Origin of the sequence: Arthrobacter sp. LAPM80, assembly GCF_046736435.1 — a bacterium.
Lineage (GTDB): Bacteria > Actinomycetota > Actinomycetes > Actinomycetales > Micrococcaceae > Specibacter.
Genome location: NZ_JBCHVD010000008.1, coordinates 127,459 through 152,443, shown reverse-complemented (window position 1 = coordinate 152,443; position 24,985 = coordinate 127,459). Strand labels below are relative to the sequence as shown.

At 65.1% G+C, this 24,985-nt stretch carries 19 protein-coding genes, 2 tRNA genes, 2 pseudogenes and 1 riboswitch; of the genes and pseudogenes, 22 read left to right on the top strand and 1 reads right to left on the bottom strand.

Annotation, left to right across the window (positions count from 1 at the left end; all coding sequences use genetic code 11):
- Positions 1 to 8: 8 nt before the first annotated feature.
- From AAGW05_RS10470 to AAGW05_RS10385, 18 genes and pseudogenes are all read left to right on the top strand, one after another.
- Positions 9 to 3,563 carry an Rne/Rng family ribonuclease gene (locus AAGW05_RS10470; protein ID WP_411804455.1) on the top strand — a complete coding sequence of 1,185 codons (3,555 nt, stop codon included), beginning with the start codon at positions 9 to 11 and terminating at the stop codon, positions 3,561 to 3,563.
- 117 nt (positions 3,564 to 3,680) lie between these two features.
- A riboswitch (TPP riboswitch) is annotated at positions 3,681 to 3,779 on the top strand.
- Entirely contained in the window at positions 3,769 to 5,388 is a 1,620-nt protein-coding gene (gene thiD / locus AAGW05_RS10465; RefSeq protein WP_411804454.1) for a bifunctional hydroxymethylpyrimidine kinase/phosphomethylpyrimidine kinase, read from the top strand. (Overlaps the previous riboswitch by 11 nt.)
- A gap of 392 nt (positions 5,389 to 5,780) precedes the next feature.
- Positions 5,781 to 6,089 carry a 50S ribosomal protein L21 gene (gene rplU / locus AAGW05_RS10460; protein WP_044573640.1) on the top strand — a complete coding sequence of 103 codons (309 nt, stop codon included), beginning with the start codon at positions 5,781 to 5,783 and terminating at the stop codon, positions 6,087 to 6,089.
- 60 nt (positions 6,090 to 6,149) lie between these two features.
- Positions 6,150 to 6,404 carry a 50S ribosomal protein L27 gene (gene rpmA, locus AAGW05_RS10455; RefSeq protein ID WP_411804453.1) on the top strand — a complete coding sequence of 85 codons (255 nt, stop codon included), beginning with the start codon at positions 6,150 to 6,152 and terminating at the stop codon, positions 6,402 to 6,404.
- Between the two features lie 140 nt (positions 6,405 to 6,544).
- Positions 6,545 to 7,921: pseudogene (gene obgE, locus AAGW05_RS10450) on the top strand (GTPase ObgE); the annotation flags it as partial.
- 239 nt (positions 7,922 to 8,160) lie between these two features.
- Positions 8,161 to 9,342, top strand: a complete 1,182-nt coding sequence (gene proB / locus AAGW05_RS10445; RefSeq protein WP_411804452.1) for a glutamate 5-kinase — start codon at positions 8,161 to 8,163, stop codon at positions 9,340 to 9,342.
- 55 nt (positions 9,343 to 9,397) lie between these two features.
- Complete coding sequence (locus tag AAGW05_RS10440; protein WP_411804451.1) at positions 9,398 to 10,678, top strand: glutamate-5-semialdehyde dehydrogenase; 1,281 nt, start codon at positions 9,398 to 9,400, stop codon at positions 10,676 to 10,678.
- 133 nt (positions 10,679 to 10,811) lie between these two features.
- Positions 10,812 to 11,060, top strand: coding sequence for a hypothetical protein (locus AAGW05_RS10435; protein ID WP_411804450.1), 249 nt, complete (start codon positions 10,812 to 10,814; stop codon positions 11,058 to 11,060).
- A 13-nt stretch (positions 11,061 to 11,073) separates the two neighbouring features.
- Entirely contained in the window at positions 11,074 to 11,727 is a 654-nt protein-coding gene (nadD, locus tag AAGW05_RS10430; protein WP_411804449.1) for a nicotinate-nucleotide adenylyltransferase, read from the top strand.
- A gap of 7 nt (positions 11,728 to 11,734) precedes the next feature.
- Complete coding sequence (locus AAGW05_RS10425) at positions 11,735 to 13,279, top strand: hypothetical protein (protein WP_411804448.1); 1,545 nt, start codon at positions 11,735 to 11,737, stop codon at positions 13,277 to 13,279.
- Positions 13,280 to 13,305: 26 nt separating this feature from the next.
- Complete coding sequence (gene rsfS / locus AAGW05_RS10420) at positions 13,306 to 13,740, top strand: ribosome silencing factor (protein ID WP_411804447.1); 435 nt, start codon at positions 13,306 to 13,308, stop codon at positions 13,738 to 13,740.
- A 39-nt stretch (positions 13,741 to 13,779) separates the two neighbouring features.
- Positions 13,780 to 14,529: a histidine phosphatase family protein gene (locus tag AAGW05_RS10415; protein ID WP_411804446.1), complete on the top strand. Its 750-nt coding sequence runs from the start codon at positions 13,780 to 13,782 to the stop codon at positions 14,527 to 14,529.
- A 110-nt stretch (positions 14,530 to 14,639) separates the two neighbouring features.
- A tRNA-Ala gene (locus AAGW05_RS10410) sits at positions 14,640 to 14,715 on the top strand.
- A gap of 58 nt (positions 14,716 to 14,773) precedes the next feature.
- Positions 14,774 to 14,849, top strand: a tRNA-Ala gene (locus AAGW05_RS10405).
- Between the two features lie 87 nt (positions 14,850 to 14,936).
- Positions 14,937 to 15,710, top strand: a complete 774-nt coding sequence (locus tag AAGW05_RS10400) for a FadR/GntR family transcriptional regulator (protein ID WP_411804445.1) — start codon at positions 14,937 to 14,939, stop codon at positions 15,708 to 15,710.
- Positions 15,707 to 16,108: a YchJ family protein gene (locus AAGW05_RS10395; RefSeq protein WP_411804444.1), complete on the top strand. Its 402-nt coding sequence runs from the start codon at positions 15,707 to 15,709 to the stop codon at positions 16,106 to 16,108. The genes AAGW05_RS10400 and AAGW05_RS10395 overlap by 4 nt, the downstream gene beginning before the upstream one ends.
- Before the next feature lie 110 nt (positions 16,109 to 16,218).
- Complete coding sequence (locus AAGW05_RS10390; protein WP_411804443.1) at positions 16,219 to 17,403, top strand: class I SAM-dependent methyltransferase; 1,185 nt, start codon at positions 16,219 to 16,221, stop codon at positions 17,401 to 17,403.
- A 171-nt stretch (positions 17,404 to 17,574) separates the two neighbouring features.
- Entirely contained in the window at positions 17,575 to 18,780 is a 1,206-nt protein-coding gene (locus AAGW05_RS10385; protein WP_411804494.1) for an ROK family protein, read from the top strand.
- A 14-nt stretch (positions 18,781 to 18,794) separates the two neighbouring features.
- Here AAGW05_RS10385 and AAGW05_RS10380 read toward each other — a convergent pair whose 3' ends face one another.
- Positions 18,795 to 18,992 (bottom strand): hypothetical protein, encoded by a 198-nt coding sequence (locus tag AAGW05_RS10380; protein WP_411804442.1) that lies wholly within the window; start codon positions 18,990 to 18,992, stop codon positions 18,795 to 18,797.
- Between the two features lie 58 nt (positions 18,993 to 19,050).
- Here AAGW05_RS10380 and AAGW05_RS10375 point away from each other — a divergent pair.
- From AAGW05_RS10375 to AAGW05_RS10360, 4 genes and pseudogenes are all read left to right on the top strand, one after another.
- A pseudogene (locus tag AAGW05_RS10375) lies at positions 19,051 to 19,230 on the top strand (AAA family ATPase); the annotation flags it as partial.
- Positions 19,231 to 20,013: 783 nt separating this feature from the next.
- Positions 20,014 to 20,997, top strand: coding sequence for a methylenetetrahydrofolate reductase (locus AAGW05_RS10370; protein WP_411804441.1), 984 nt, complete (start codon positions 20,014 to 20,016; stop codon positions 20,995 to 20,997).
- 43 nt (positions 20,998 to 21,040) lie between these two features.
- On the top strand, positions 21,041 to 23,356 hold the full coding sequence (metE, locus tag AAGW05_RS10365) for a 5-methyltetrahydropteroyltriglutamate--homocysteine S-methyltransferase (protein ID WP_411804440.1): 2,316 nt from the start codon (positions 21,041 to 21,043) through the stop codon (positions 23,354 to 23,356).
- 179 nt (positions 23,357 to 23,535) lie between these two features.
- A complete protein-coding gene (locus AAGW05_RS10360) occupies positions 23,536 to 24,948 on the top strand; it encodes an aldehyde dehydrogenase family protein (protein WP_411804439.1) in 1,413 nt (470 codons plus the stop codon).
- Positions 24,949 to 24,985 lie beyond the last annotated feature (37 nt).

The window sequence follows — 24,985 nt, the reverse complement described above, 5'->3', positions numbered from 1 at the left end:
CGCCCATAATGGAAAATGAACAGCCCACACCTGACATCGCCGAAGCAGCACCCGCCAAGGCAAGGGCCACCCGCTCACGCCGCGCAACCGCGGCCGTGACAAGCCCTGGGGCCGCAACCAAGGCGGCCGCCGCCGTTGAAACGGCCGCTGAAACAGTCGCCGAGACTGCAAGTGCACCCGCGGCAGCCGCCCCGGCTAAGAAGGCACCTGTGCGCCGCAGCCGGGCAAAAAAAGTTCAGGATCCGGTAGCGCCCCCCATCGCCGCGGCTCCGGCCGCCGGCACCGACGGACCGTCACTGCTTGACGGCATCACGGAAGCCGCGGCAGAACCTGCCGCCCCTGCCAAGCGGGCCACCCGCCGCCGGGCCTCATCACCGGTCACGGCTCCCACAGCCGTGCAGGCCGACCTCGGTGTTCAGGGCGAGTTGAGCCTTGCAGGCGACGACGCGCAGACCCCCGCCGTCGAGGTCCCCGCCGTCGAGACCCCCGCCGTCGAGGTTCCCGCCGCAAAGGCGCCGGCCAAGCGGACGAGGTCGGCCAAGGCCCCCGTCACCAGCACCGCAGCAGCAAGGACCGCAACCTCCAAGGCACCGGCCGCCGCAACCCCCGCAACAGCAACCTCCGAGGCCGCTGTTGAGGCCGAGACAACCGCAGTCGAGACGACCGCCGCCGAGCCGTCCGTTGAAGCCCCCGCCGCAAAGGCCCCCGCCCGCCGCAGGAGCCGGAAGGCAACGGCCCCGGCCGGATCCGCCCCTGTCCAGGCCGAAACTGCCGTACCCAGCGATGCAGTTGCAGCCGAGGCCGCCGCCGAACCGCCTGTTGTTGCCCAGGCCCCTGCCCGCGAGGGCGCCCCTGCCAAGGCAACCCGCAGCCGCCGGCGGACCGCCGCCAAGACCACAGCGGTTGAAGAAGTTCCCGAGACAGCTGCCGAAGCACCGGCCGAACAGGCACCGGCAGCTGACGAAGCAGCCAACGACGAAGGTGACGCAGCGGCCCCGACCGCAGCGTCGCCGTTCCTGGCACCCTCCACGGGGATGTCGGCACTCTTCCTGGCCCCCGACATGAGCCTTGCCGTGCCCGCGGCAGCCGGTCCTGGCGCCGATGATGACAACGAATCCGATGAGGGTTCCGACAACCAGGACGGCGACCGTCGCAGCCGCAACCGCCGCAACCGCCGCGCCCGTGGCACCGATGTCGATGCTGCTGACGCGGTCGAGACCGGCGACGCCGAGGACACGGACGCCGATGGGGCCGAGGACGGTGTGACCTCCCGCCGCCGCCGTCGCCGCCGCCGCGGCGATGCCGACCTGGAATTGACCGGCGGCACCGACGAGGATCCGCCCAACACTGTCACCCGCGTGCGCGCCCCGCGAACGCCGGCCGAGTCCACGTCCACGGCATCAAACCGTGTCACCAGCCTGCGCGGCTCAACCCGACTGGAAGCCAAGAAGCAGCGCCGCCGCGACTCGCGCGACTCCGGCCGCCGCCGCACGGTCATCACCGAGGCCGAGTTCCTTGCCCGCCGGGAATCCGTTGACCGCGTCATGGTTGTGCGCCAGAGCGAGGACAGGATCCAGATCGGCGTCCTCGAGGACGGCATTCTTGCCGAGCACTTTGTCTCCAAGACGCAGCAGGACTCACTGATCGGCAACGTATACCTGGGCAAGGTCCAGAACGTGCTGCCCAGCATGGAGGCAGCCTTCGTGGACATCGGACGCGGCCGCAACGCCGTCCTGTACGCAGGCGAAGTGGATTGGGATGCCGCGAACCTCAACGGCCAGCCGCGCCGCATTGAGAACGCCCTGAAGTCCGGGGACACCGTCCTCGTCCAGGTCTCAAAGGACCCCGTTGGACACAAGGGCGCCCGCCTGACGAGCCAGATCTCCCTGCCCGGGCGCTACCTGGTGTTCGTGCCCGGCGGCTCCATGACCGGCATCTCCCGCAAGCTGCCCGACGTCGAACGCAACCGCCTCAAGCGCGTCCTGAAGGACCACCTGCCCGAAAACGCCGGCGTCATTGTGCGCACGGCCGCAGAAGGTGCCAGCGAGGAAGAGCTGACCAATGACATCAACCGCCTGCGCGCCCAGTGGGAAGGCATCAACGAGCGGGCCTCCTCGCACAAGACGCTGGCGCCGGAGATGCTGTACGGCGAACCCGACCTGACCATCAAGGTTGTCCGCGACGTTTTCAACGAGGACTTCACCAAGCTGATCGTCTCCGGCGAGGACGCGTGGGACACCATCGAGGCCTACGTGACCTATGTTGCCCCGGATCTGCTTGACCGCCTCGAAAAGTGGAGCCAGCCCGAGGACATCTTTGCCGCGCACCGTATTGACGAGCAGATCAACAAGGCCCTTGAGCGCAAGGTGTTCCTTCCCTCCGGCGGCTCCCTTGTCATTGACAGGACCGAGGCCATGACGGTGGTTGACGTCAACACCGGCAAGTTCACCGGCTCCGGCGGCAACCTTGAAGAGACAGTCACCAAGAACAACCTTGAGGCTGCCGAGGAAGTCGTGCGCCAGCTGCGCCTGCGCGACATTGGCGGCATCATCGTCATCGACTTCATCGACATGGTGCTCGAGTCCAACCGCGATCTGGTGCTGCGCCGTCTTGTCGAGTGCCTGGGCCGTGACAGGACCAAGCACCAGGTGGCCGAGGTGACAAGCCTGGGCCTGATCCAGATGACGCGCAAGCGCATGGGCACCGGCCTGCTCGAGGTCTTTGGCGAGCAGTGCCCCACCTGTGCAGGCCGCGGCATGGTCACGCACGAGATCCCCGTCGAGCACCGCCGCACGCACAGCCCCGCCGTCGAAGTTGCGCAGGTCCATGCCCCCAAGCAGGAGAACCGCGACAACGACCGCACGGCCAACCGCTCGACCCGCAGCGAACGCAAGCGAAATCGCAACCGCACGCAGCAGCCCGAAACCGAGCAGCACCAGGAAATCGCCCCGGCGCCTGTCGCGGATGACGTGAGCGACGCCCAGAAGGCGCAGCGGGCCCACGAGGCACGTGCCGCGCTGGCGAACATTGCCGCTGCGGCTGCCGCCTCGCACCACGAGCACGATGGCGACGAGCACCACCACGCCCCCGCGCCCAGCGAGACAGTCTTTGCGGATGCGTCGGAACCAGCCGATGTGTCCGATGCGGCAACCCTGACGCTGGGCGGGGAAGCCATTGAGCTGCCTCGCGGACACCACAACGACGGCGGCAGCACGCCGGGCACGAACAATGCCGACCACGCTGCGGCCCTCGCAGGACTGGCCCAGGCCCTGGACCAGCTCGCTGCCCCCGGCCACGAGACGTCGCACGACTCCTCACACGAGAGCGATGCCGATGCTCCCGAAGCTGGCGGCGGCAACCGTTCACGTGCACGTAGGGGACGCCGCAACCGCAGCGCCCGCAGTGCACAGGGCGGGGCCGATACCGCAGTGGAGACCATGGAACAGGTTTCTGCCGGCCAGGGATCCGCAGCGCACAGCAGCGCCGCGGCTGCGCCACCCGTGGTGAAGAAGGCGGCCGAGCCGATCATCCTTGGGGTTGGAGTGCCGGCCTCGGAGCTCTAAAACGTCACACCCCTTCCAACTGACCCGCAGCCGTGGTCGAATATGACGCGTTTTCGCGTGTTATTCGACCACTGCTGCGGGTCAGTTGTTCAAAGGGGAGGGGACCGCACTAGGCTGGGGAGCGACACGGGGTGCCAGGCCACCAGGGCCGGCTGAGACAATACCCGTTGAACCTGCCCGGTTAGCACCGGCGAAGGGATGTCCCATGACAACCAGCACCTTTGTGGCCCCTGCCAGCGAGATTTCCGCACAGCCAGGGGAGGCTCAGCAAGCAAGTCACCCTGTGAACCATCCACGGGTCCTGAGCATTGCAGGCTCTGATCCGTCCGGCGGTGCCGGAATCCAGGCCGACATCAAGTCAATATCCGCCCACGGCGGTTACGCCATGGCGGCCATCACCGCACTTACCGCCCAAAACACCCAGGGGGTGCAGGGCGTCCACGTGCCGCCGGCAGCGTTCCTTGCGGCGCAACTTGATGCCGTCTCCTCGGACGTCATGATCGACGCCGTCAAGATCGGCATGTTGGGCACCGCGGAGGTCATGAACACCGTGGGGGAGTGGCTGAGGCGGACCCGGCCGGCCGTCGTCGTGCTTGATCCCGTCATGGTGGCCACCAGCGGGGACGTGCTGGTGGATCCGGAAGCCCGCGACGCACTGCTAGAGCTGTTCCGCAACGTACATCTGGCAACCCCGAACATCCCGGAACTGGCGGTCCTCCTTGACCGCCCGCAGGCCGCCGATTGGCAGGAGGCGCTTGAACAGGGCCGGGAGCTGGCGGCCGCGCACGGGATCCTCGTGCTGGTCAAGGGCGGGCACCTGCCCGGGGAAGAGTGCCCCGATGCACTCATCGGGCCCGACGGCACAGTCCAGGAATTCACTGCCCCCCGCATCGACACCCCCAATACGCACGGCACCGGCTGCTCGCTCTCGGCAGCCGTGGCCACACTCCAGGCCCATGCAACCCTCCGGCCCGCCGAAACCGGGGCTGAACGGGCCGGCGGCTGGTCCGAGAGTGTGCGCCTTGCCAAGGCCTGGCTGGGCATGGCACTTGAAACCTCGGACGCGCTTGCCGTGGGCAGCGGGGCGGGACCCGTCAACCACCTGCACGCCCTGTGGGAAAGTGCCCAGCCGGTGCCCGGCAGCTTCGCCCGGATGGTGTGGGAGGACTGTGCGCCGCAACGTGAAGCCATCTTTGCCCTTGGCTTCATCAAGGAACTGGCAGCCGGGACCCTGCAGCGCAGCCGTTTCGCCTACTACCTTGACCAGGACGCCCAGTATCTTGGCGCCTATTCACGCGTCCTTGCCCGCGCCAGCTCGCTCGCGCCGACGGAAGCAGAGCAAAAATTCTGGGCCGGCGGGGCGCAAAACTGCATTGACGTGGAAATGGCACTGCACCGCGACTGGCTCAGCCAGTACCCGCAGGAGCCGGCCACGTTGCCCGGCCGTGCACAGGGCCCGGCAACCAAACATTATGTCGACCACCTGCAGGCAATCGCCTTCACCGGCAGCTACGGCGAGGTGGTGGCCGCGGTGCTGCCCTGCTACTGGCTCTACGCCGAGGTGGGCCGGGTGCTGCATGCCGACTACCTCTCCTTTGACGGCGAGCACCCGTACGGCAACTGGCTGCAAAGTTATGCGGACGAGGATTTTGCCCGTGCCACGGAAACCGCCATTGGCTTCGCCGACGCGGCTGCGCGCGGGGGATCGGCTGCACAACGCGAACGCATGAGGGCGGCCTTTGCCCATTCCGCGCAGTACGAAGTGGACTTTTTTGCGGCCCCGCATGTCCATGTGGAAGCCGGCGATTCTGACTTGCGTGATTAACCACACCGCCTAGTGGGGCAAATAATTAGCGCGTCACCCCCCTAAATGACAAAAAGTCCGGCCAATCGCGCTAATGTTGCTAAGTGCAGTTTCAAGACCTCCAAGTTTTCCTGACAAACCATGTTTGTCAGGCGGCAGTGGAAGGACGCGAAACCAGTGTCATTTGCCCCCGGGGACAGAATTAGCGTATTCTTGTTCTTCGGTGCTTACGCCAACACCTAGGGCAACCACTCCATGGCAGAACTCCATTGAGGTCCACGGCGTTGAGGCACATAGTATGCACACCGCGTCTGTTCAATCTTGAACTGCGGCGCATGCGGTTGGCAATGGTCAAACATGATCAGTGCCGGCATAAAAACTTTGTAATAACGTCGAGAGAAGTGAGTTCCCCAGTGGTGTACGCGATTGTCCGCGCAGGCGGCCGTCAAGAAAAGGTTTCCGTAGGAGACCACGTGACCATGAACCGCGTCCCCGGAGGAGTCGGCAGCACACTTGAGCTGCCCGCTTTGCTCTTGGTTGATGGTGACAAGCTCACCACAGCCGCTAAGGACCTGGCTAATGTAAAGGTTACGGCTGAGAAGTTGGAGGATCTTCGCGGGCCGAAGATCGTCATCCAGAAGTTCAAGAACAAGACCGGCTACAAGAAGCGCCAGGGTCACCGTCAGGAACTGTCCAAGGTCAAGATCACTTCAATCGCTTAATCAAGCGCAACGAAGTTCGATCCACTTAGATACTTTTAGCAAAAAGGCAGGCATTTTCAAATGGCACATAAAAAGGGTGCGAGTTCCACTCGCAACGGTCGTGATTCCAACGCTCAGTACTTGGGCGTAAAGCGCTTCGGTGGTCAGGTTGTCAAGGCAGGCGAAATCATCGTTCGCCAGCGCGGCACACACTTCCACCCCGGCGAGAACGTTGGCCGTGGCAAGGATGACACGCTGTTTGCATTGGATGCAGGCGCCGTCGAGTTCGGCACACGTCGTGGACGTCGTGTTGTCAACATCGTCGCTGCGGTCTAATACCAAAGCTTTTTCAGTGGAGCGGGCCGCATGGCTCGCTCCACTGGCTTTTAACACAGCTTTACCGGCCTGACTCAGGCCAACGATTACTTGCGGACTAGAATGAGTGCGCAAGGCAAGTTCTATTCAAGGAGATTTCATTGGCCAGCTTTGTTGACCGGGTTGTATTGCATGTATCCGGCGGGACTGGCGGCCATGGCTGCGTCTCCGTGCACAGTGAAAAATTCAAGCCGTTGGGCGGCCCCGACGGCGGCAAGGGCGGCGACGGCGGCAGTGTCACCTTCCGTGTCAGCGACCAGACCACCACCTTGCTTGACTTCCACCATGCACCCCACCGCCGCGGCGGCAACGGCCAGCCCGGCATGGGTGACTGGCGCGACGGCAAGGACGGCAATTCGCTGATCCTTGAAGTTCCCGATGGCACGGTCATCAAGGACAAGGACGGCAACGTCCTGGCCGACCTCGTGGGCATCGGCACGGAATACGTCGCTGCCGCGGGTGGCCTCGGCGGGCTCGGCAACCACGCCCTTTCTTCGCTCAAGCGCAAAGCCCCGGGCTTCGCCCTGTTGGGCATCGCAGGCTCAGAGGCCGACATTGTCCTTGAACTGAAGTCCATTGCAGACATTGCCCTGGTGGGTTTCCCGTCCGCCGGCAAGTCCAGCCTCATCGCCGCCATGTCAGCTGCCCGGCCCAAGATTGCCGACTACCCCTTCACCACCTTGATCCCCAACCTGGGCGTGGTCCAGGCCGGCGACGTTCGCTTCACCATGGCCGATGTCCCCGGCCTCATTGAGGGCGCCAGCGAAGGCAAGGGCCTGGGCCACAACTTCTTGCGCCACGTGGAGCGTTGCGCGGCCATTGTGCACGTCCTTGACTGCGCCGCGCTCGAAGCGGACCGCGACCCCATCAGTGACCTGGCCATCATTGAGCGCGAACTGGACCGGTACGACGTCGACATGAGCTTTGCGGGAACCGACGGCGACGTGGTTCCCCTGAACGCCCGGCCCCGCCTGGTTGCGCTGAACAAGGTGGATTCCCCCGACGGCCGCGACATGGCCGGGTTCGTCAAGGCAGACCTGGAGTCACGCGGCTACCGAGTCTTTGAAGTATCCGCCGCAAGCCACGAAGGCCTGAAGGCCCTCGGCTATGCCATGGCCGAGATTGTTTCCGCCGCACGCCAGGCAGTCCTGGACACCCCCGTCAAGGTTGCACCCGTGGTGCTGCGCCCGCGTGCCATCAACGCGACCTCGTTCACCATTGTCAGGGAAGAGCGCAACCTCGAGCCCCTGTTCCGTGTCCGCGGAGAGAAGCCCGAGCGTTGGGTTGAGCAGACCGATTTCCAAAACGAGGAAGCAATCGGCTATCTGGCAGACCGGTTGGCGAAGGCCGGCGTCGAGAAGGAACTTTTCCGTCTCGGTGCCACACCGGGAGACACCGTGGTCATCGGCGGCGAGCACGGCATGATCTTCGATTGGGAGCCCACCATGATGGGTGGTGCCGAGCACCTCGCCGCACCCCGCGGCACCGACCTGCGCCTGCTCGATTTGGAGAGCCGCCCCACGCGTTCGCAAAAGCGCCAGGAGCAGCAGGACCGCCGCGATGCAAAGGCTGCCGCGCGCGCCGAGCTGGAATCCGAGCGCAAGGCCGGCATCTGGACAGAGCTCAGTGACAACCGGACCACGGCCAAGGCCCACAGCATCGCCGAGGACCTTGCAGCCGAAGGCGCATCCGATCAGACAGGTGCAGCGCAGGGCCAATGAGCACCGAGCTAAAGGGAGTCAGCGAACAGGGCACGGCAAGTCCGCTTGAATCACGACGCGGGATCGCCACCGCGGCCCGCATTGTGGTCAAGGTTGGTTCCTCGTCCCTGACCTCGGTTGCCGGCGGCATTTCCGCGGAGGCGCTCACCGCCCTTGTCGACGTGCTGGCGCAAAGGCGCCTGGCGGGAACGGAAATCATTCTTGTTTCCTCAGGCGCCATATCGGCCGGGCTGATGCCCCTGGGCCTGTCCCGGCGGCCCAAGGACCTGGCAACCCAGCAGGCGGCCGCCAGTGTGGGGCAGGGCTTGCTGATGGCGCAGTACAACCGGGCGTTCACGGCCCACGGGGTCACTGCATCGCAGGTCCTGTTGACGGCGGAGGATCTGACCCGGCGCCACCAATATGTCAACGCACACCGCGCCCTTGAGCGCCTGCTGCACCTCGGGGTGGTGCCCATCGTCAATGAAAATGACACGGTGGCTACGCACGAGATCCGCTTTGGCGACAATGACAGGCTCGCTGCCCTCGTTGCACACCTTGTGAAGGCCGACGCCTTGGTGCTGCTTTCCGACGTCGACTCCTTGTACGACGGTCCGCCGTCGGAAGGGGCCACCCGCATCAGCCAGGTCGACTCGCCCGAGGACCTTGAAGGCATCGTCATTGGCAGTGCCGGCAAGGCAGGGGTGGGCACCGGCGGCATGGCAACGAAGGTCCAGGCCGCAATGATTGCCGCCGAAACGGGCATTCCGGCGCTCGTGACCTCCACGGCACAGGCTGCAGAAGCTTTGGCGGGGGAGGACGTGGGCACCTGGTTCGGCATCAACGGAAACAAGCGTCCTGTTCGGATGCTGTGGCTGGCCCACCTGGCCGACATTCGTGGACGCCTAGTGCTCGACGACGGTGCCATGCGGGCCGTCAGCGAACGCCACAAATCACTGCTTCCAGCCGGAATCACCGCCGTCACCGGCGACTTTGACGCAGGCGACGCCGTCGAAATCAGTGATGCGCACGGCAACGTTTTCGCCCATGGGCTTGTCAACTACCGCCACTCGGATCTTCCGCAGATGCTGGGACGCTCCACGAAGGAACTGGCAAAGGACCTGGGCCGGGAGTTTGAACGCGAAGTTGTCCACGTCGATGACCTCGTGCTCCTGAACGCCAACCCCGCCGGCAAATGACCCAAGGCACCCGCACGGCACTGCACAGGCCGCGGCGGTGCCTTAGACTTGGGGCATGACCGAGCAGATTGTTGAACAAAATATTGCCGCCGAAGTTCGGGCCATCACCGACCGTGCCCGCAGGGCTGCGCGGCGCATGGCCGGGGCCAACCGTGCCTTCAAGGACAAGGGTCTGCGCGCCATCGCCAAGGCACTCCTTGATAATCAGGGCGCCATCCTTGCCGCCAACGCCAAGGATGTAGCGGCCGGCCGGGACAACGGCAGCTCCGCACCCATGCTTGACAGGCTCACGCTGACAGGCCCGCGGGTCCAGGGACTGGCCGATGCGCTGGAGAACCTCGCCACCCTGCCGGACCCTGTCGGCAACGTTGTGCGCGGACAGACGCTACCCAACGGACTGCGCATGCGACAGATCAATGTCCCCATGGGCGTTGTTGCTGCAATCTACGAAGCACGCCCCAACGTCACCGTTGACATTGCCGGTCTGGCGCTCAAGAGCGGCAACGCCGTCATCCTGCGCGGTGGAACCGCCGCAGCCAACACCAACGTGGCCCTGCTTGCCATCCTGCGTGACGCGCTGGAAGGCGTCGGGTTGCCCGCCGATGCCGTGCAGTCGGTTGACCAGTTTGGCCGCGAGGGCGCCAACCTCATCATGGCCGCCCGTGGCGCCGTTGACGTGCTGATTCCCCGTGGTGGCCGCGACCTCATCCAGACAGTCGTGCAAAACTCGAAAGTGCCCGTCATTGAAACCGGCGAGGGCAACGTCCACATCTTCATTGACGCCAGCGCCAAGGAGAAAATGAGCGTCGAGATCCTCTTGAACGCCAAGACCCAGCGACCCAGCGTCTGCAACACGGTCGAAACGCTCCTTGTGCACAAGGACTCCACCGTGCTCCCTGCCGTGCTGACGGCGCTCACGAAGGCAGGGGTCCGCCTGCATGTCGACGAGCGCATCCAGGCGGTCCTGCCCGCAGGCGTCACCGCGACGGCGGCCACCGATGAGGATTGGGCCACTGAGTACATGGACCTTGACCTGGCGGTGAAGATGGTCGACTCCATGGATGAAGCCATCAAGCACATCCGCACCTGGAGCACCGGCCACACCGAGGCCATCTTGACCAACGACCTCGGCAACGCGGAAAAGTTCATCGCAGAGATTGATTCCGCCGCCGTCATTGTGAATGCGAGCACACGCTTCACCGACGGCGGGGAGCTGGGCCTCGGTGCGGAAGTGGGAATCTCAACCCAAAAACTGCATGCCCGCGGGCCCATGGGCCTGACGGAGCTGACAACCACCAAGTGGATTGTGCAGGGCGAAGGTCAGGTCCGCGGCTGACGCCGTGCCGTCCCGGCAGCGGGTCGGTGTGTCGGCGCGCGCCGAATGCACGTACCATTAGAAGGAATTCAAGCAATAACCGGACCGGTTGTGGTGTTACTGCCGCCCGGCCACGTACCCAAGGGGAGAAATAATGCTGACCCAGCTTGCCGGCGTCGTACTGGCTGCCGCACAGGAACACGAAGAGCTTGCGCCGTTGATCGCGCCCCCGTTTGTGATTGGTGGCTCCATGCTTGCAGCCCTGCTGCTGCTGATGGTTGTCACTGTGTCGTTCATGAACCTGGGTAACCGCCACTCGGCTGTCAGCGCAACTGATGACCCCCACCGCCAGCACACGAATAAGCACATGCACGGCGACGATTCGGCGTCCTCCAATCACTAAGGGCAAACTCCGGGTGCCTTCGTTTGAAGGCGCCCGGAACCGTCTCCGCGTTGGAGTCATGGGTGGCACGTTTGATCCAATCCACCATGGTCACCTTGTCGCAGCCAGTGAGGTTGCGAGTGTTTTCAAGCTTGATGAAGTCGTTTTTGTGCCCACGGGCCAGCCCTGGCAGAAAGCCAAAAGCCAGGTCAGTGCGGCCGAACACCGCTACCTGATGACAGTCATCGCCACGGCGGCGAACCCCCAGTTCACCGTCAGCCGGGTTGACATTGACCGTCCTGGCCCCACATTCACCATTGACACCTTGCGGGATTTGCGCACCATGCGTCCGGATGCTGACCTGTTCTTCATCACCGGTGCGGACGCGATGTCCCAGATCATGTCGTGGAAAGACAACGACGAGCTGTGGGACCTGGCCCATTTTGTGGGCGTCACCCGCCCCGGGCATGTCCTTGATGACAGGGGCCGCACCGACGTCAGTTTGTTGGAGGTGCCCGCCATGGCGATCTCCTCCTCCGATTGCAGGAAGCGTGTTGCCGAGCACAATCCCGTCTGGTATCTGGTTCCTGACGGTGTGGTGCAATATATTGCCAAGTATGGGCTTTACGTTCAGCCCGGCACGGATGCCAGTGCAGGCCTGTTGCCGGTGACCTCGAGAACCGAATGAGTAAGTGATGAGCAAGGAAACGGAGCCGATTCTCAGCCGCAGGCAACTGCGTGAGAAATCGGCACAAGCAGTAGGCGCCGCGGGAACCCCGCCGGTGCCTGTTCGTCCTGCCCCGAAGGCAGCTGCCGTGCCGGGACCCGTTGAACCCGAAGCGCCCGACGCCGAATCGGCCGCGCCCGCACCCGCAATAGCCCCGCGCTCCGAGCCGGGGGCGCCCAAGGGCGAGCGGGAGTCCCAGACCAGGGCCCGCGACAGGGCGGCCCTGCGCGCCTACAAGGAGCTCATAGATCCTGCGGGAATGAGCCCGCTGCCGTCGCGCCGCGCCCTGCGCCAGGCTCAGATCGACGCCGAACGCGCGCCCATCACAGCCGTCAACCCCGTCGTTTCAGCCACACCCGTCCCGCCGTTGAACGCGCCAAGGACCCAGCCGTCGCCGCAGGTGTCAGCCCGCGCCGAAGCCGGGCAATCCATCGAAGCCACCCTGGGCGCACCAAAGGATCAGGTGCCGGCAACGACACCGGCGCCGGCCCCACGCACCCGCGGCGCCCGACGTTCTGCAGCAGTCACCGCGGCACCTTCCGGCGCCGCGCCGAACGGCGCAAGGCAGAAGCCTTCATCGGCGCCGGCTGTCAGGGACGGGATTGATGCGGCAGCTGCCGATGCGCCCGCGGAAGCCGTGCAGGACGCCGCAGCTGAAGAACCCGGGGCCAAGGAGGCGACAGCCGCCGTTTATCCGCCGCTGCCAGGGTTGGTCCCGGGTGGCGCCTACTACCCGGTGTCGGCAGGTCCGCCGCCGGCCGTGGTAGCACCCACCACCGAGGAACTCCGCGATCTCGCCGCCCAGCGGGCCGAGAGCGAACGTGCCGCGATTTTGGCCGAACGTGCCCAGGCCCGTGAAAGGCTCGCACAGGAAAGCGCCAAAAACCGGCGCCCCGCCGCGGACCCCACGGCAACAAACAACCTGGCCATGGTCACACCGCTCGACTTCATCGAGGTTCCCGGGGCCAGCCGTCCGGTGCTCCGCCAGCCGACCACAACCCACGTACCCATCGTGGCCAAGGCAACCGGCAGCGGAACGTCGAAGCGTCCGGCAACCAAGCGCACACCTCCCGCCAGGCCGCCGTCCACCCAGGCAGCATCGGGGCAATCCCATGGCGGCAGCCCCGCTTCACAGGACGAGCCACGGGCAACGGTGCCCAGCGTCAGCGCCGAACGGTTTGACGCCGCACTGGCATCACGTGCCGTGCACCGCCCCGGCCCGGGTAATCGCACGCTGACCGGAGGGCGCAGCAGCACGCTCTTGCAGGCCGAGGCCATGGCGACCGGCGGGCACCCAATGCTTCGCCCCTCCACCGAGCCGGTTGAAGTGCAACGCTCCCAGATGCCGCCGATGCCCGCAGACTACGCCCACGGCCTTGAACCGCTAGACGCCATGACTGCCGGGCTCCGACGCACCCAGCGCAACCTGCTCATACAGTGGGGAAGCATCATCGTTGGCGGTGCCGCACTAGTTGTCAGCGCCATCGTGATCCTCACCAACCTCGCACGCTAGATTTACACCAACCAAAGGAAACAGTAGTGACAGCAACAGATCAGTCCATCGAAATCGCACGGGCAGCGGCCCGCGCGGCCTCGGACAAGCTGGCATTGAACGTGACAGCCATCGACGTCAGCGAACGCTTGGCCATCACAGACATCTTCTTCATCGCCTCGGCAGCCACCGAGCGCCAGGTCAACGCCATCGTGGACGGCATCGAGGACGAACTGCACAAGTTCGAGCTGCGTCCCGTACGCCGCGAAGGCCGTTCAGGCGGCCGCTGGGTACTCCTTGACTACGCAGACATCGTCGTGCACGTACAGCACGAAGAGGACCGCGTGTTCTATGCGCTCGAACGCCTCTACGGCGACTGCCCCGTCATTGACCTGCAGTTGGCGGAATCAGACCCGTCGGCAAAGTCAACCGAGGGAGCCCCGGAAGAGGCAGCCCCCGAAGAATCAACCATCGAAAACTAACCCCCTCACAAGGGGCTCAGGATCGGATAAGGTCATTTAATGGCTTCCATTGCACCCGAGCGCTCAGTTTTGCAGCCCGCCGGCCCACGCCGGCGGGTTATTTTTTGGCGCCATGGACGCACGTCCTGGAATGCGGCGCGCCGTTTCCAGGGGCAGAGCGATATTCCCTTGGATTCGGTGGGTGAGTCCCAAGCCAGCCACGCAGCAGCACTTCTGGCTGGCAAACTCGTCTCAGGGGCCATCGGTGAAGTTCCCCTCCAAATTGTTTCCTCCGACCTGGCCCGCGCCTTTTCAACGGCCAAGGCGCTGGCGGCCCTGACAGGCACCGACGTGACGGTTGATTCCCGCCTGCGCGAGACGTTCGGAGGGGAATGGGAGGGCATGACCTTCGATGAGATCATCTCCTCCTACCCCGAGCAGATCCAAAGGTGGCAGCGCGACGAGCCGGGCATCCGGGCCGGCGGGGGAGAGACACGCGTTGAAGTGGCCCAGCGCATGGTTGACGCTATCTTGGAAGGCGTCGACCAGCTGCCCGACGGCGGCACCCTGGTGGTGGCAACCCACGGCGGCGCAACGCGCGTGGCCCTGGCCAAGCTGCTGGGCCTGCCCGAAGAGCTGTGGCGCACACTTTCGGGACTCTCCAACTGCCACTGGTCCGTGGTTGAGGCCTCCGGCTCCGCTGCGCGCGGGACAGGCGAAGGCGCGTGGCGGCTGCTTGAACACAATGTTGGCACGCTCCCTGAACCCTATGAGGCGCCGGAAGATTTGGCTGAGCCGGTGGAAGATTGAAGCGCGCAGCCACTCGATTTGGCACTAGGGCAATAGTCGTTCTAGGATAGACAGGTTGCTTCAGCCGGGACCGAAAGGTCAGGGGAAAAGGAACAGGAAATACAGTGTTTGGGGCTGTGGCGCAGCTGGTAGCGCACCTGCATGGCATGCAGGGGGTCAGGGGTTCGAGTCCCCTCAGCTCCACCAAACACGCAGGGCTGGAAACAAGCCGGAGTGTTATAACTAAATAGAGGTTTTACCTTTTGGGGCTGTGGCGCAGCTGGTAGCGCACCTGCATGGCATGCAGGGGGTCAGGGGTTCGAGTCCCCTCAGCTCCACCAAGAGATGAAAGAAACCCTGCACCGCATGATCGCGGTGCAGGGTTTCTTTCATTTTGCCGCCGACCGCCGCATGGGAGAATAGTCTACGTGTCCACGCCAGATTCCGCGCCCATCCCAGAGGCGCACCCCCACAGCCACCCCGCCCCGCCAACCCGCAGCTATGACGCCGTCCTGAAAAGCATCGAAGCCGACCTGCGGGACGGGCGGATCAAGGTGGGGGAGCAGCTGCCCGGCGAACGCGCGCTGGCACTGGAGCACGGGATCTCCCGGGCCTCGGTGCGTGATGCCATCCGTGTGCTGGACGCCATGGGCGTGGTACGCACGGGCGTTGGGTCGGGGCCGCAGTCGGGGGCGGTGGTGATCGCAAACCCCAGTGCAGGGCTGGCCTCAACCCTGAGGCTGCACATGGCCACCAACCACTTTCCGGTCTCCGACATTGTCCAGACCCGCATCATGATGGAGACCTGGGCCGCAGTGGAAGCCGCAGCCCGCCCCCACGATGCGGCGCAGGAGACGCAGCTGCGCAAGCTGCTCGAGGCCATGAACACCCCTTCTCTGGGACGCGAGGAATTCCACGTCCTCGACGCCGCCTTCCACGTGCTGCTCAGCTCCCTGGCGGGCAACGCCGTCGTGACGGCGATGATGGAGTCGCTGCGGTCGGCCATCCAGGGCTACGTCAGTGCCGCCATTGACAGCGAGACCAAATGGGCGCAGATGGTGCCATCACTGCGCCGCCAGCACGAAGGGATCGTGGCGGCGGTCCTGGCGCACGACGGCGTTGGCGCGGCCCGGGCGTTGAAGGAACACATCGAGTGGTTCCACGCACAAACCATGCCGACCCACGGAAAGCCAAACCCATGAGATGTCCCTGCCACAGCGGCGAAACGTACGAGGCATGCTGCTCCAGATACCTGCAGTCCATTGACGGGAAACGCACGGCCTTTCCGCCGACGGCCGAGGCCCTGATGCGTTCGCGCTTCACGGCGTTTGCACTCGGCGATGCGGCCTACCTTCTGGCCACCTGGCATCCCGAAACGCGACCCGGCGCACTTGAACTGGACCCCGACCAGCAGTGGTTCATGCTGGAAATACTCGGTACAAAGGACGGCGGGGTCTTCGACACGGAGGGTATCGTCAGCTTCCGTGCCCACTACCGGTCGGCCGCGAACCGCAAGCTGCGTGATGCCCTGACGGAGACGAGCAGCTTTGTACGTCAGGGCAGGCAATGGCTGTACGTCGCTGCACTCGAGATCAGCTGACCCCGAAACCTTTCGGAACCGGGGCCGCCCCCAGCCAGGGCCCTGTGATGTTTGGCACGCGCGCGGGCGGTGCCGGGCCTTGGTGAAATCCACCCCTGTAGAGTTGCCCGGTGGAGCAAAACAGCAACAGTGACAGTGGCGACAGCCCTGCAAGCAGTGACGGCATTGACTTTGATTTTGGCACCCTGCGTAGATATCCCGACATCGAAGCGGCGAATCTTTTTGCCCACGACGCCACCGATGAGCTGATTCTTGCCGAGGCGGCAGCGGCGCTGGCGGGAGCAGGTGATGGCAAGGTCGCCATTGTTGGGGACAGGTACGGTGCGCTGACCGTGGCCGCCGCCAGAATCCACGGCCTCGGCGGCCTGCGGGTCCACCAGGACGGGCTGTCAGGGGAACTCGCACTGCACGCCAATGCCCAGCGTGCCGGCCTGAACGACGCCTACTCCTCACTGCCGTTGGAGGGCGCGTTGTTCGACGGCGCAACCGTCGTGCTGTGGCAGCTGCCGCGCGGCCTGGAGGAATTGGCGGAAGTCGCCGAGCTCATCAGGGCCCACGCCTCACCCGACGTGCAGGTCATTGCCGGAGCCCGCATCAAGCACATGACCCTGGCCATGAACGCCGTGCTGCAACAGCACTTCTCCGATGTTTCCGCAGGCCGGGCGTGGCGCAAGTCCCGCCCCCTGAAGGCTTCGAAACCGCTGCGGGAACCTTCGGCGTCGAGCTTTCCCCGGAAGGAATTCCATGACGGGCCCGGGCTGTGGCTGTGTGCTCACGGGGCAACCTTTGGCGGGACGAAAATTGATGTCGGCACCAGGTTCCTGCTCGACTTCATTCCGCAGATGCGTACCGATGCCGTCGAGGCGATCGACCTGGGTTGCGGGAACGGAACCATCGCCGCGGCGCTCGCCAAGGCCCGGCCAGGGCTTCATGTCACCGCAACCGACCAGTCGGCCGCGGCCGTGGCCTCCACAACGGCGACCGCCCGGGCCAACGGCCTCGAGGCCCGCATCGATGCCGTGCGCGACGATGCCCTGGCAGGATTCCCGGCCGGATCGGCCGATCTGATTGTGCTGAACCCGCCCTTCCACGTTGGTGCAACCGTCCACGCGGGCATCGCCCTAAAGCTCTTTGCCGCGGCAGCCCGTGTCCTGGCACCTGGCGGGGAACTGTGGTGCGTGTACAACCGCCACCTGCAGTACAAGCCGTCACTTGAAAAATTGGTGGGCCCGACCGAGATTATGGGGCGCAACAGCAAGTTCACTGTCTCAGTGACAACCAGGCCGGGGACGTAGGAGGCCCTCCCGCCGTGGCGCGCACGCACGTGGCCCTGACCGGGGTACTGTGACTGCTGGGGGATTGGGGAACTCGCCCCGTTGAAGTGCCATTGAAGTGTCAAGGAGAAGATTTTGGGAGTTTCCGAGGCCGGGTTGCCGCAGCGCCGTCGCGGCACGAATCTGCCCAAGATGGGCGATTACAACCAGGCCGTGATTCTGGATTCCATCCGCCGCGCCGAAGAGGGACTGAGCCGCGTGGAGCTGGCCGCCTCGGCAGGCCTGGCCGCCCAGACAGTGTCCAACATCTGCCGCAGGCTCCTTGACTCCGGGCTCATCATGGAAGCCGGCAAGGAAACATCCGGTCCCGGAAAGCCAAGGACCATCCTGCGCCTGAGCCCGCGCGGCCTGTACGCGATCGGCGTCCACATTGACCCGGCACTGACAAGCTATGCCCTGCTTGACGCCGTCGGCACCGTTTTGGTGTCGGTGGATGAACCAACCAACCTGGCCGGCAACCCCGCCGACGTCGTGGCTGCCATGGGCGCTAGGATCCGCCTGATCATTGCAGAATCAGGCGTTGACGAGAACAGGATTGCCGGTGTTGGGGTGGCCACTCCCGGACCGATAGATGCCGCCAGCGGCACGGTGGTGGACCCGCCCCACATGCCGGGCTGGACACGGGTTCCGCTGCGGGAGATCCTGCACGAAGCCACGGGCCTGCCGGTGGTTGTCGACAAGGACGTGACGGCTTCGGCCGTGGCCGAGGTGTGGGCGGGCTCCTCCGACAGCGCCCGGGACTTCGTGTTTGTCTACATCGGCACTGGAATTGGTGCCGGGCTGGTCCTCAACGACGAGGTGGTGCGCGGTTCCTCGGGCAACGTCGGGGAAATCGGTCACATCATCGCCGACACCGACGGTCCCCTGTGCGACTGCGGCCGTCGGGGGTGCATCAAGGTCACGTGCATGCCCGAAACACTCGTGGCTCAGGCCCGGGAGGCAGGCATCCTGCCCGCAGCGGACCCGCAGGCGGAAACGGCCCTGCTCGATGACATGGCCTCCCTGGCGCAGGCAGCAGCGGAGGGCAATCGGTCCGCCGTCGACATTTTGGCACGCTCGGCGCAACGGCTCGCCAGCGCCGTTTCGGTGCTGACAAACCTGCTCGACGTCGAGCGTGTGGTGTTCGGCGGACCGTTCTGGCCGGCACTGGCGCCCACCCACCTGGTCCTGATCCCGCCACTGCTGGAACAACTCAGCGTCACCACCGGCGTGCATTCGGTGGACGTGGCCGGCACCATCGTGGATTCAGGCGGGGAAGCCTTCGGGGCCGCCTGCCTTGTCATGGAAAAAACCTTCAACCCGAACGCAGCCCTACTGCTCCTGGACGCCAAGGCGTAAAACCCACCGGTGGGTCAGTCGATGCCTTCGCGGATCTCGCCAAAGGGGATCGTGTCGTCGGTGTGCGCCTGGACCAGGTGCGGGCTGTTCAAAACATGGACGCCGTGCGTTTTTTCGGCGACTGACTGCAGCAGGACGGGCAGGACGGCGGCAACAAAGCCCTCGCTCTTGCCCTCAAGATATTCTGCATACGCGGCTGGCAACTGGTTCATGTTCCATACTGTAGCCCGAGCCCGCCGCGGCCAACAGGTGTTCATGGGAAGTTCTCCCCAGTGCGCCCCGGACCTGCTGCCAAAGGACATTGTGGGCACCCAGATCTACGACGCCGCCAAGGGCAGCCCCGTCACACGGCTGGGCCCCGTGCATGCGAACATCGTGCTGCTCGGTGAGATCAACTGCTCAAGCGCCAAGACCAGGCCGGCCATGCTAAAGGCCATGGCGGAGCGCCAGTATCGCCTCCGCCCAGGCCGCACGTTTCTTGGTGTGGCCGACGCCTGGGCTGAACGTGCCCGCGCCCTGAAGCGCTCCTGCGGGGCCAGCGCTTGACCGTTGCCCAGCTCAGGGAGACCCAGCTGCCCCGTGGCGGCCGGTGTCGGGGTCCATGCTGGACGCCGATGAGGCCCCCAAACTGCAGGGCGCCCCCAGAAGACTGTGCTCGATAACCCCGCCTGACCGTTGGGCCTGGCACTGCTGTCGCTGCCTGTGTTCGGCGCGGCTCATCTACTACCTCGCTGACGGTCATTGCCGGCCGGCTCAATGTCCCCCAAGCAGCTCCCCCTTCTGTAGGCAGGCGCCCGCGACGGGGCGGGCCGCCGGGAAGCACACTGGCTGCTCGCGCTCGCAGCCTTCGAAGCCTAGGTAGGCCCCGTAGGTGGTGTAGATAATTCGGCGGTACGGGATGAAAGTACACCGGGACCGAACGTAAACGGTGAAACATTGCGAAAAGTTGCGACATAGTTCGATTTCGTGTTGGTGTCGCGGGAGAAGCGTGCCTAGAATGAGTTGTACGTTATATCTGCAACGTGTGTCGGCGACTCCCGAGTGATTCGGGGGTGTGGGTGCCCCCATGTGGGCCTGACATTTGCTGGTGGATTGCAACGAAGAGCGAGTGCACCATGTGCAGCTGGGTCTTCGTGTCCGCCCCCTCTTTCTGAAAAAAATTGGCTGTCCGTGTCGTCGTGTTCTAGGCGCCTCCGGCAGGGACGGCCAACACACCCTCAAGGATCAAAGCAAATGTCTCCTCCGAGCCTTATACAGGCGACGGCGCCCTCGGTGCACAGCGCACCGACTGCCCTTTCCTACGAACTGTTCCCCCCGAAGAATCAGGCCGCCGAGGCCACTTTGTGGAACACCATCAGGGAACTGGAATCCACCAACCCCGACTACGTCTCAGTGACCTACGGTGCCAATGGCAGCAACCGGGACACCGCAGTTCAGCTGCTCAACCGGCTCCTGACCGAAACGTCACTGCTGCCCCTGGCGCACCTGACGTGTGTAGGCAACACTGCGGAGGAGCTCGAGGGGATCATCTCCGAGCTTCTGGACCACGGTGTCCGCGGCATCCTGGCCCTGCGAGGGGACCTGCCGCAGGGCGCCCCGGCCGAACCGCGGCATGGATCCCTCGCCTATGCACAGGACCTTGTCGAACTGATCCGCCGCGTGGAGCAGCGCCGTTCGGCACTGCTGTGCGCCGGCAAGGTGGCCATCGGTGTTGCCGCGTACCCGGCGCGGCATCCGGAGTCACCCTCGATCGAACACGACGTCGAGGTGCTGCTGGCCAAGCAGCGCTCCGGCGCAGACTTCGCCATCACCCAGGTGTTCTTCCACGCGGACCAGTACAAGGACCTGGTCAACAGGGCACGGAGGGCCGGTGTCAGCATCCCCATCATTCCCGGTGTCATGCCGCTGACAAGCCTGCGCCGCGTGCAGCGCCTGGGTGTCATCACCGGCGTCGAACCCTCAACGTCCCTGCTGGATGCGCTGGCCAGGGCCGATGACGCCGCGGAAAGCCGGCGCATCGGCGTCAAGGTAACGGTCGAGTTGGCCCGGGCGGCACTTGACGCCGGCGCCCCCGGCATCCACCTGTACACGTTCAACGAACACGCAGCGGCCCTTGAGGTCCTTGACAAGCTCCAACTGCTGCGCCCGGGACGTCCGGCGGTTCACCCGCGGGCATCCACCATCGCCGCAGGCACCTCACGCCTCGTGCGGGCCTGAAACCTTCATCAACTTTTGTTCCCCCATAGCTAAGGAATTTTCCATGTCAAACACCCCCGCATTCCCCACAGCCTCCCTGCTTGGCTACCCCCGCATCGGCCGCCGCCGCGAACTAAAGAAGGCCATTGAGGGCTTCTGGGCCGGCAGGATCGACGCCGCAGAGCTTGACGCCGCAGCCAAGGAAATCCAGTTGGGCACCGCCCGGCGCCTGAGCGAACTGGGCCTGGGCGAGGCAGCCGCCATCCCCGGCACCTTCTCCTACTACGACCAGGTCCTTGACGCCCTTACCCACATCGGCGCCGTTCCTGCCCGCTTCGGCGAGCTGCGCAACGCCGACGGCCAGCTCGACATCAACGCCTACTTCACCCTGGCCCGCGGCACGGTTGAGCAGCAGCCACTGGAAATGACCAAGTGGTTCGACACCAACTACCACTACCTCGTTCCTGAGATCGGCCCCGAGACCAACTTCTCACTGACCTCCACCCGGGTCGTCGAGCAGTTCGAACACGCCCTGGCCAACGGCTTCCAGACCCGACCGTACCTGGTTGGCCCCGTCACCTTCCTGCTCCTGAGCAAGGCAAGCGAGGACGCCCCCGCCGGCTTCAACCCGCTCTCCCGCCTCGAGGATGTCCTGCCGGTTTACGCCGAGCTGCTCTCCCGCCTCGGCGCAGCCGGCGCCTCCTGGGTCCAGCTTGATGAACCCGCACTGGTTGCCGACCAGGACGTCCCTGTCGCCGAGATCCAGGCCGCCGTTGCCCGCAGCTACGAGGTCCTTGCGGCCGCAGCCGGCCGCCCCGCCATCCTCGTCTCCACACCCTTCGGCGCGCTGAGCGAATTGCTGCCCACCCTGGCCGCAACTCCCATCGAGGCCCTGCACATTGACGCCTTCAAGGGTGCAGTCCCCTCCGCCGAAGAACTGGCCCTGCTCGCCGGCAAGACTGTTGTTGCCGGCGTGGTCGACGGACACAACATCTGGCGCAACGACCTGGCCGAGTCGGCCAACCGCCTCGAGGCACTCAAGGCATCGGGGTTGACGATTGCCGTGTCGACCTCCACCTCCACCCAGCACGTACCGCACGACGTCGATGAGGAGACCCAGCTGTCAGCCGAGCTGCGCAGCTGGTTGGCTTTCGCCGACCAGAAGGTCACCGAGGTCGTGACGCTCGCCGCCTACCTGGAGAACCCCGCAGGTGCGGCAGGGAAAATTGCCGAAGCCTCCGCCGTCATCGCCTCCCGCGCAGCGGCAGCCGGCGTCAAGCGCCCCGAGGTCCGTGCCCGCCTGGCGGCCCTGACCCCGGCCGACTTCAGCCGCTCCGAGTACTCGGTCCGCGAAGCCGCCCAGGACGAAGCACTGACCCTGCCGCCGCTGCCCACCACCACGATCGGCTCCTTCCCGCAGACGAGCGAGATCCGCAGTGCCCGTGCCCGTGCCAACAAGGGCGTCATCACCGGCGGGGAATACTCCCAGCTCATGAGGGATGAGATCAAGCGCGTCGTAGACCTGCAGGAAGAACTCGACTTCGACGTGCTGGTGCACGGCGAGCCCGAGCGCAACGACATGGTCCAGTACTTCGCCGAGAACCTCGAAGGCTTCGACGTCACTGTCCATGGCTGGGTCCAGTCCTACGGCAGCCGTTGCACCCGCCCCTCGATCCTGTGGGGCGATGTTACCCGTGAGAAGGCCATCACCGTCGAGTGGGCCGAGTACGCCCAGTCGTTGACGGCCAAGCCCATGAAGGGCATGCTCACCGGCCCCGTCACGATCCTTGCCTGGAGCTTCGTCCGTGACGACCAGCCACTGGGTGACACCGCCAACCAGGTGGGCCTGGCCCTGCGCGACGAGATCGCCGACCTGGAAGCCGCCGGCATCAAGATCATCCAGGTTGACGAGCCCGCCCTGCGCGAGCTGCTGCCCCTGCGCCGCGCCGACCAGGCCGCCTACCTCGACTGGTCGGTCAACTCCTTCCGCCTCTCCACGGCAGGTGCCGCCGACGCCACCCAGATTCACACCCACCTGTGCTACTCCGAATTTGGTGTCATCATCGACGCCATTGACGGCCTGGATGCCGACGTGACCTCCATCGAGGCCGCACGCTCCCGCATGGACGTCGTGAACGACCTCGAGGCACACGGCTTCGGCCGCGGCGTCGGCCCTGGCGTCTACGACATCCACAGCCCCCGCGTCCCCGGCCAGGCCGAGGTCACCGAACTGCTCGGCACCGCCGTCAAGCACGTTCCGGCCCGCCAGCTCTGGGTCAACCCTGACTGCGGCCTGAAGACCCGCGGCTACGCAGAGACCGAAGAGTCCCTGCGGAACCTGGTCAACGCCACCAAGGAAGTCCGCGCCCAGCTCGTGTAGTCAGCGTTGCCGGCGCCCCCTGTCTCCCGTTGTGGGGCAGGGGGCGCTTTTTGGCATTTCAGGGGCCCTTGGGCGGGGTGCGTGCACCTCCGGGCAACCCCGCAGGACCTGAATTCGAAGATATGTTCTAATTCGCTTTGGGTGGCCCATCGAGTTGACTGCGCGGGTAGATTGAAGGCATGAGCGTACAAAAGACGGTGGAAGCGGCACGGACGGCCTTCAATAGCGGCATGACACGGCCCCGTACCTGGCGGGTGGCGCAGCTGAAGGCCATGAACGACATGCTGGTCGACCACAAGGATGACTTCATTGCCGCGCTTGCCGCGGACCTGGGCAAGCATCCATCGGAAGCGTGGCTGACCGAGATCGGCTTCCTTACCGCCGAGATTGCCCACACCATCAAGCACCTTGAGGCCTGGCTCAGGCCGCAGAAGGCTGCCGTGCCGCTCGCCATGCAGCCGGCGCAGGCAACGACGGTGCTCGACCCACTCGGCGTCGTGCTTGTCATTGCGCCATGGAACTATCCCATCCAGCTGCTCCTTGCCCCCATGATCGGCGCGCTCGCAGCCGGCAACACGATAGTGGGGAAGCCAAGTGAGATGGCACCCGCCAGTTCCGCCGCCCTGGCCCGCTGGGTCCCCGAATACCTCAGCGGGGCCGTGTCCATTGTTGAAGGCGGCGTTGCCGAAACCACCGAGCTGCTTGAACAGCGCTTCGACCACATCTTCTTCACCGGCAACGGGCGGGTGGGACGGATCGTCCTGGCCGCCGCCGCCAGGAACCTCACACCCGTCACCTTGGAGCTGGGCGGAAAGTCGCCCGTCTACATCGATGAGACAGTCGACATGATCGCCGCCGCACGGAGGATCGCCTGGGGAAAGTTCATGAATGCAGGGCAGACCTGCGTGGCCCCCGACTACATCCTTGGCACCGACGCCGCACTGGCAAAGCTCGCTGCGGAACTGCCCAAGGCCATCGAGGACTTCTACGGCACGGAGCCCGCCCACAGCCTGGCCTACGGGCGGATCATCAACGACAACGCGTTTGCCCGCATTGCGGGGATGATGGCCGAAGACCTCGGCGAGGAATCAGGCTCCGCCCTCGTCAGCGGGGGACGCACGGACGCCGCCACGCGATACATAGAACCAACAGTCATCCACGTCGACGCCGAAGCCAAGCTCATGGAAGGCGAGATCTTCGGCCCCGTGCTGCCCCTTGTCACAGTGGGCTCGGCCGCCGAGGCCATCAGCTTCATCAACGGGCGGGACAAGCCTCTGTCCCTGTACGTCTTCACCGAAGACCTGGAGGTACGCCGCGACTTCATGGAACAGACGTCGTCGGGCGCCTTGAACTTCGGCGTCCCCGTGGCCCACCTGTCCATCCCCGGCTTGCCGTTCGGCGGGGTGGGGGAGAGCGGCATGGGCAGCTACCACGGCCAGCATTCCCTCGAAACGTTCTCACACCGCAAAGCGGTCATGGACAAGCCGCTTTCACCCGACACGCTGTCCATGATCTACCCGCCCTTCGGCTCCTTCAAGCAGCAGGTCATCAAGCGCTTCGTGGCACCGGCGAAAAAGCTCAGGAATCACTGACGCACGGGCGCTCGCGGACCGCTGCGCGGAGGGGGCA